The organism is Paenibacillus sp. TY11, assembly GCF_059772165.1.
The window spans coordinates 94,223-101,749 of record NZ_JCBAIQ010000022.1 but is presented as its reverse complement, the minus strand read 5'-3'; the positions used below and the strand labels follow the sequence as shown (position 1 = coordinate 101,749).

General features: G+C 47.9%; 7 protein-coding genes. 3 read left to right on the top strand and 4 right to left on the bottom strand.

All coding sequences use genetic code 11. The annotated features are described in order from the left end of the window. Positions 1-191: 191 nt before the first annotated feature. From AC6EJC_RS21710 to AC6EJC_RS21695, 4 genes are all read right to left on the bottom strand, one after another. A complete protein-coding gene (locus AC6EJC_RS21710; protein ID WP_444955746.1) occupies positions 192-743 on the bottom strand; it encodes a PepSY domain-containing protein in 552 nt (183 codons plus the stop codon). Positions 744-865: 122 nt separating this feature from the next. After that, on the bottom strand, positions 866-1,456 hold the full coding sequence (locus AC6EJC_RS21705; RefSeq protein WP_444955745.1) for a PepSY domain-containing protein: 591 nt from the start codon (positions 1,454-1,456) through the stop codon (positions 866-868). A gap of 22 nt (positions 1,457-1,478) precedes the next feature. After that, on the bottom strand, positions 1,479-2,840 hold the full coding sequence (locus AC6EJC_RS21700; RefSeq protein WP_444955744.1) for a sensor histidine kinase: 1,362 nt from the start codon (positions 2,838-2,840) through the stop codon (positions 1,479-1,481). After that, entirely contained in the window at positions 2,837-3,538 is a 702-nt protein-coding gene (locus AC6EJC_RS21695) for a response regulator transcription factor (protein ID WP_444955743.1), read from the bottom strand. The genes AC6EJC_RS21700 and AC6EJC_RS21695 overlap by 4 nt, the downstream gene beginning before the upstream one ends. Before the next feature lie 308 nt (positions 3,539-3,846). Here AC6EJC_RS21695 and AC6EJC_RS21690 point away from each other — a divergent pair, with 308 nt between their 5' ends. Genes AC6EJC_RS21690 through AC6EJC_RS21680 form a run of 3 tightly spaced genes read left to right on the top strand, consistent with a single transcriptional unit; the run spans position 3,847 to position 7,502 of the window. Beyond that, the gene (locus AC6EJC_RS21690; protein WP_444955742.1) at positions 3,847-5,454 is read left to right on the top strand and encodes an OPT/YSL family transporter; all 1,608 of its coding nucleotides are present in this window, start codon (positions 3,847-3,849) and stop codon (positions 5,452-5,454) included. A 10-nt stretch (positions 5,455-5,464) separates the two neighbouring features. After that, positions 5,465-6,532, top strand: a complete 1,068-nt coding sequence (locus tag AC6EJC_RS21685; RefSeq protein WP_444955741.1) for an S-methyl thiohydantoin desulfurase family protein — start codon at positions 5,465-5,467, stop codon at positions 6,530-6,532. A 22-nt stretch (positions 6,533-6,554) separates the two neighbouring features. Continuing rightward, on the top strand, positions 6,555-7,502 hold the full coding sequence (locus tag AC6EJC_RS21680) for a DUF1177 domain-containing protein (protein ID WP_444955740.1): 948 nt from the start codon (positions 6,555-6,557) through the stop codon (positions 7,500-7,502). Positions 7,503-7,527 lie beyond the last annotated feature (25 nt).

The following is a 7,527-nucleotide window of genomic DNA, read 5'->3' as shown; positions in this document are numbered from 1 at the left end:
GCAGCATACGAACACCGTCCGTTCTATACAATAGTTACCTATATTATACAACATTAACGCGGTGTCGTCTTAAACAAAATCAACATAAAAAAGCTGTCGAGACTTTCTCGACAGCCTGACGGAGCAGCGAAAGTTCGCTGCTCCGTTTTAATTAGCTCTACATTTAGTTACCCTGATTATGACCTGAGTGATTAATATTCGTTGTCATCATCATCTTCGTCTGTATCCACGATTGCGCCAGATGATGCATGGATTTCAAGCTCAACGGTTCCTTCGTTGGTGAGTACCTTTACCTCGTAGATGAACTGTCCATCTTCCTTATCCAATTTAGAAGACAAAAGGGTACTCCCGGGCACGTGCTTAAGCGCAATTTGTCCAGCCTGCTTTTCAGTCAGGGTGATGTGATTTGGCTTGTTAAGGGAGGACTCGTCATTCGAGTCATGATCAAGCTCAGAATGGGAACGGATGGTTTTCCCAGTATAAGCATCTATATCTATATCCCAATCTTTATCCCCTTGCTGGAGATCCACTTCATAGTAGACTTTTCCGTTCTTGCGCTCCAGTTCGACGTCTTCAACTTGCGCATTATTCCCCACAGCCTTCTTGGCAATACTGGCAGCGGCTGTCGCTCCAATAAGCTCCGTAGGTTTAGCGGCCCACACGGCATTCGCTGAGACACCCGTAACTGTAACTCCAAGCAGAACCGTAGCTGCCATAATTCCTAATGTATAGTTTTTTTTCATTACATCATTCCTCCTTGTGCTATAAGCTTGAATACAGCTTATCTCTTGAACATGAGAGGAACATAATAGAATCATGAGAAAACAATGAGAAAACTTGAGCTGTGATGATCATCAAGTCGTCATTATTCGTCTTGCCCCTGTTTTTCTTTTTCCCAAGTTATAGAATCGATAGAGCCTGATACCGCATTGACCTGCACCACTGCTTCACGCCCATCTTTTACCTCAACCTCAACAAGATAATAGAGGCCTTTGTCGTTGCGGTGAAGCTCAATATCATCAGATGTTCCGTTCACTGCTTTTGCAGCAAGCTTAGCTGCTTCTTTCTCTGTAATGACGAGAGAAACGGGATCAGGTTTATCAGCTGGATTCGATTTGTCTCTGGTTGGTGAGGAACCTGGCTTGTGATCTTGGGGTTCCTGCTTCGAATCTGTATAAGCCTCTGTCCGCTTAATGGAGTCGATGACACCGTCATAGGCATTGGCTTTTATTTCGTACTTCCCTTTGGCACGTTCCAGCCTGATCAGATAAAAATTACCCAAGCGTTGGGATTCGAGCACCTCGCCGGGATACTGATGCAATACGGATTGGATGACGGCTTTTTCTTCCAATGGCGAAGCTGCCAACGACCGCGCCCAGGGCCACTGTAAAAGGCAAATTGTGATCAATATAGCTGCCACCGTACCCCCAATCATCCACACATAGATGGCTTTCATCGTTATTCCCTCCTTTGTCTTATTATTTTGGAACGGTAGGGAGGATGATCGTTGCAGTTGTTCCGCTTCCCTCTACGCTTTCTAGCCCAATTTGTGCGTGAATAGCTTGAGCAATCCCTTTAGCCAATGATAAGCCTAGCCCGGCTCCACCTTCCTCACGGCTTCTGGCTTCATCCACACGATAGAAGCGGTCGAATACTTTAGATAACTTTTCTTCCGGGATTCCAATTCCTTGATCTGTGATTCTTATGCAGGGTTGAGCTGTACCGCCCACGGTATCAATCATCAGGTGTATCGGCTCGTCACTGTATTTGCGGGCATTATCCAGAAAGATAAATAGGAGTTGTTTCAGCTTATTTTCATCGGTATAGCCAATGCAGTCTGCCTGTACATCCAGTTGAATTTGTCGGGCGAAAGCATTTTCAAATGTAGCTTTCAGTTCTGTTGCTACTTTGGTCAGGCGTACGCGCTCTAACACGACATTCCATTGTTCCTCGTTTCTGGCCAACTGAAGAAGCTGCTCTGCCATGTCCTTCATTCGGATCGCCTCAGACTGGATGGCTTCTACGGATTCAGCGAAAATGTTGGGATGCTGTAGACCCCGCCGTTTGAGCAGGCTGGCATAACTTTCAATAATGGTGAGCGGTGTCTTCAATTCATGGGACGCATTAGAGACGAATTGTTCTTGCCGGACGAAATTCCGCTCCAGCAGTTCAATCATGTCATTAAATGTTTCTCCCATTTCGACCAGTTCGTCGCGTGATGATGAATTGAGCGGAAGACGTTTAAATTTCCCGCTACGCTGAATCTCTTTCATCGTGCTAATCATAGATGTAATTGGACGTGTGATCAGTCTGCCGAGCAGCCTTCCCGATACCACGACAGGAATAAGCGCAATCCCGGTGACAGCAACAAGTACGATTCTGAGTACCTGTAGCGTCTGCATCGTCGGTTGCAGACTTTCGGTCACCTGAAGATTGACAACCTCACCATTGGTCCAAATCATGGGGACCGACACAAGAATGTAATGGTTGCTCTCATAGGTAATCATGCGAACCTGCCGTGTTTCATCAAAAACGCCCTTCATCAAGCTGAGAGACTGCTCGGAAGAAGAGGTGATAGGGGGAAGAAAATCGCCTTCCGGCCTCATCAGCCGAAGCATGCCATCCAGTGGCACATAGGCACGGAGAAGATCCTCTGCGACTACCGATACTGGAGCGCGTTGAATGCCGCGAATCATGTTCTCTGCGGCGGCCTCTACCTGTTCTTTTCGACTGTCTATCGTAAGTTGGCTAAATAGGAAATAGACCGAAAAATTAATGGCCACAAGTAAGACCGCGAATAATAACGAGGTATACGTATGGATTTTGTTTTGTAACTTCATAAGGATTCCTTCAGTACATAACCAATTCCGCGTACAGTATGGATCAGCTCAGGGAGCTGGCGCGTGGGATCAATTTTATTGCGTACGTAGCGAATATACACATCGACCACATTGGTATCGCCAATATAATCCATGCCCCATACATTCTCCAGTAATTGTTCACGGCTAAGTACCTGCCGCTGATGTCGGAGTAAATGAACGAGCAAGTCAAACTCTCGCGGTGTAAGCTCAATGTTGTGGTTTCCTCGAAGAACTTCACGGGTACCTTCATGGAGACGTAAATCCCCGGCACTAAGCCATTTATCTGCCCCTTGTGGAGCCATGTCTTTCGTTGTCCCCGCCCTGAGCGCGGCCCTTACACGTGCAAGCAGCTCTTCGATCACAAACGGTTTGGTAACATAGTCATTGGCTCCCAAATCGAGTCCCTCGACCTTATCTGCAATGGAACTTTTAGCTGTCAGTAAAATGACAGGAACGTTCGCATCATGCTTACGAATCCTCCGAAGTAGCTCGAGGCCATTGAGACCAGGAACCATAATATCCAGCAATACGAGATCCCAATTGCCTTTGCAATACGTCTCCAGCCCGTCAATTCCGTTTTTTTCTTTACATACTTGATAGCCTTCAAATTCAAGTTCGATCTCTAGAAGCCGGGCAATCTTCTCTTCGTCTTCTACGATCAAAATGGATTGTTTCATTGTCATGCCCTCCTGTAGGCGAATAGCCGATACGGAAGTATTTTAGCATATACGGACAGGTAAGACACTTCAAAGCAGCAGGGCCGTGAGGAAAAGGGATTTTCATTATATGTTATATTTCTTAACATTATAAAGGAATAAAATGTAATAATAGCGCTTTATATATGCTTTTTTATCTTTGATGCACAATAAACAAGTCATTGTTTTGGTCAGTAGGAACATTGTTTATGGAAGGAAAGTTGCAGTAACATAAGTTAAAACTATTCATAAGAAACGAAATACATCATTTCAAGTCACAGGAGGGTCATATGGAAAACGAACAAGAGAAGCGTCATCCGAAAACATTTGAGCCTTTTGCATTTATTCTGATTGTGGCTACAAGCATTCTGGGAGCGATTATCGGGATGCAGATCGTAACCAGCCTGGGGGTGACCCCGAATACGGCCATTATTGGAGCGTTAGTCGCGATGCTGATTGCACGTATTCCAATCAACTGGTTTTTACGCTATAAATCCGTTCATCGTCAAAATCTGGTACAAACTGCAATATCCTCTGCTACTTTCGGAGCGGCCAACAGTCTGCTGATTCCAATTGGAATCCCTTATCTCATGGGAACGCCTGATTTGGTTGTACCGATGCTGCTGGGAGCGGCGTTAGCTATGTTCGCAGATGCAACGATACTTTATAAAATTTTTGATTCCAAGCTGTTTCCTGCCTCGGGTACCTGGGCTCCGGGCGTTGCAACGGCAGAATCCATTAAAGCTGGAGATAAAGGCGGTAAACGTGCCGGTTTGCTAGGTATCGGTGCACTTATCGGGGTAGTAGGCTCCTATCTGAGCATTCCGATGTCTGCGTTTGGGGTTGCGTTTATCGGCAATATCTGGGCGCTCGGTATGTTTGGGGTCGGTTTATTGATTCGCCAGTATTCCATGCCACTGTTTCAGATTGACGTTAATGCGCTCTACATTGCTCATGGCGTGATGATCGGGGCAGGCATTGTGGCGTTAGTTCAGGCTGCTATACTCGTGTTCGGAGTTTCCGGTAAGAAAAAGGGCGGCACCGCTACACGTTCGGAAAAAGCTTCGGATGCAGAATACACCCGCCCGATTGCAGAGGCACGTCGTACGCTTGGACTTGGGTTTATCGCTTATCTGGTCATTTCGCTGCTGATTGCCATCATCGGTGGATTGGTTACGCACATGTCGGTAGGTATGTTGATCGGCTTTATTGTATTTGCGGCCTTTGCCGCGTTTGTGCATGAAATTATCGTCGGCATTGCGGCTATGCATTCCGGTTGGTTTCCTGCCTTTGCGGTCGCTTTTATCACTCTGCTTGGCGGAATGATGATCGGTTTTCCACCTGTGGCACTGGCATTGCTGGCCGGGTTTAGCGCAGCTACGGGTCCTGCCTTTGCTGACATGGGCTTTGATTTGAAAACAGGCTATATCTTGCGCGGCAATGGCAAGGATAAAGAGCTGGAAAGGGAAGGAAGAAAGCAGCAGTATATAACGGCTCTGATCGCTTTTGCGGTTGCACTGGTGACTGTGGCTCTGGCTTACCCGAGTTATTTTGCGCAAAATCTGGTGCCGCCGATTGATAAGGTATATGTGTCCACAATTCAGGCGGGGGCTACACCGGGTGTTGCAAATCAGCTTTTGCTATGGGCGATTCCAGGGGCGATTCTTCAGCTCATTGGTGGCTCTAAACGCCAATTGGGGGTCATGTTCGCAACGGGGCTGCTGATTGCGACAGCAAACGCTTGCTGGGCCGTGCTGGTCGGCATAGCGATCCGTTTTCTCGTAACTCGTTTTGCGAAACAGGAGGCCGTGGCTTCCATGACCATTCTGGCTGCTGGTTTTATCGCAGGGGATGCACTCTACAACTTCTTTAACTCGGTATTTAAATTAAAAAAGTGAGATGATGCGGATGGACGCTTTGAAGCTGGATGGAAGAATTGTTGAATATGCTGTTTATGGTGGTGCTGTCTTGGGTGGTGGAGGCGGAGGCTGGGTTGAGGAAGGGCTGCGGATCGGAAAGCTGGCCCTGGAAGCAGGACGGCCGCTGCTGGTGCCCATCGACAACTTTGCAGACGACGATCTCTTTGTCACTGTGGCTGTCGTTGGTGCTCCAGCTGCGCCAGATAAATATGTAAAGCCGGTTCATTATGTAAAAGCCCTGGAAATGGTGTCTTCCATGACAGCAAAGGGTGTTCGGGCTTTGCACACGAATGAAAATGGCGGTGAAACAACCATTAATGGCTGGTTCCAGTCGGCCTTGACCGGTATCCCGGTTGTGGATTTTGCATGTAACGGGCGGGCGCACCCCACAGGAACGATGGGCTCAATGAACTTGACCGAGCTACCGGATTACGTCAGCTATCAGGCTGCGGTAGGCGGGCGCGGAGAGCACTATATGGAGGTAGGCATTACAGGCTCTTTAGATCATGCCGCTTCGTTGGTTCGTAAAGCCTCGGTGGAAACTGGAGGATTGGTAGCGGTCGCGCGGAATCCGGTGACAGCTGCTTATGCCAAAGCCAATGGCGCCCCGGGAGCCATTTCCCGGGCAATCGCTGTCGGAGAAGCGATGCTGGCACATCAGGGCGAAGCTGCGATTGCTGCTGTGACCGCCGAACTGGGCGGCAAGGTTATTGCTGCAGGTGAAGTAACGGAGTGTCGGCTCGAAACATCAGGAGGATTTGACGCCGGGGTGGTTCACATAACGGATAGCGGTCGAACCTACGAAATGACTTTTTGGAATGAGTACATGTCCCTGGAGCTTGACGGTGAACGGTTAGCGACATTTCCAGACCTGATCATGACGTTGGATATGGACACAGGCAGACCTGTTATCACTGCTGCCGTAGCCAAAGGACAACATCTGGCAGTCATTGCAGTACCGAAGGAACAGCTCCTGTTGAGTACGACTATGTTTAACAGCAAATTGTTGCAGCCGATTGAGGAAATTATCCATAAACCCATACTGTCCTATTTATGAAATTAACGGGAGGAACACAACCATGGCACTTCAACAAACATTGACTGTATTCGAAGCGCTGGATAGCGCCTATGTGAACGGAGAGCGAGTAAAACAGCTTTTTGCTGGATACGAGAATATTGAAGTAACGGTTAAAAGAGTGACCGGAGTGAAGGGAAGCACTGATTTTATACAAGTGCTTATTCCCGGTACAGAAGGTAAAAGCTCGGGAGGTACGGCACCGACATTCGGTATTGTAGGACGCCTGGGCGGGATCGGTGCACGTCCGACCCGGATTGGGCTCGTATCTGATGCGGATGGAGCTATTGCGGCGGTGGCGTCTGCGCTGAAGCTGGCAGATATGCAGAATAAAGGTGACAAGTTGAAGGGAGATGTGATTGTGACCACGCATATTTGCCCGGATGCACCTACGCGTCCGCACGAGCCAGTTGATTTTATGGACTCACCTGTGGACATTCTGGATATGAATCGTCATGAGATTGTTCCCGAGATGGAAGCGATTTTGTCTATCGACACAACCAAAGGCAACCGTGTCATTAATCATAAAGGTATTGCAATCTCACCTACGGTGAAGGAAGGCTATATTTTACGGGTGAGTGAGGATTTGCTGCGCCTAATGGAACAGACTACGGCACAATTGCCTGTTACTTTTCCGATTACCACGCAGGACATCACGCCATACGGTAATGATTTGTATCATATTAATTCGATTTTGCAGCCTGCTATTGCAACGGATGCACCTGTAGTCGGTGTGGCTATTACGGCGCAGGCAGCTGTACCGGGTTGCGGTACCGGAGCGAGTCATGAGATTGATATTGCCACTGCCGTGAGATTTTCGATTGAGACTGCCAAGGAATTTACGAATGGGACGTGTAGTTTTTATGATTCGCAGGAATTTGCCAAAATCACTGAATTATACGGCTCCATGAAAATACTTCAAACAGCAGGCAGTGCTCAAAGCCACGGCTGATGCACAAAGGGCAGGCCGCGGGCTT

Excerpts from the sequence above, each read along its gene's own strand:
- AC6EJC_RS21710 (WP_444955746.1), bottom strand. The coding sequence starts at position 743 with ATGAAAAAAAACTATACATTAGGAATTATGGCAGCTACGGTTCTGCTT.
- AC6EJC_RS21705 (WP_444955745.1), bottom strand. The coding sequence starts at position 1,456 with ATGAAAGCCATCTATGTGTGGATGATTGGGGGTACGGTGGCAGCTATA.
- AC6EJC_RS21700 (WP_444955744.1), bottom strand. The coding sequence starts at position 2,840 with ATGAAGTTACAAAACAAAATCCATACGTATACCTCGTTATTATTCGCG.
- AC6EJC_RS21695 (WP_444955743.1), bottom strand. The coding sequence starts at position 3,538 with ATGAAACAATCCATTTTGATCGTAGAAGACGAAGAGAAGATTGCCCGG.
- AC6EJC_RS21690 (WP_444955742.1), top strand. The coding sequence starts at position 3,847 with ATGGAAAACGAACAAGAGAAGCGTCATCCGAAAACATTTGAGCCTTTT.
- AC6EJC_RS21685 (WP_444955741.1), top strand. The coding sequence starts at position 5,465 with ATGGACGCTTTGAAGCTGGATGGAAGAATTGTTGAATATGCTGTTTAT.
- AC6EJC_RS21680 (WP_444955740.1), top strand. The coding sequence starts at position 6,555 with ATGGCACTTCAACAAACATTGACTGTATTCGAAGCGCTGGATAGCGCC.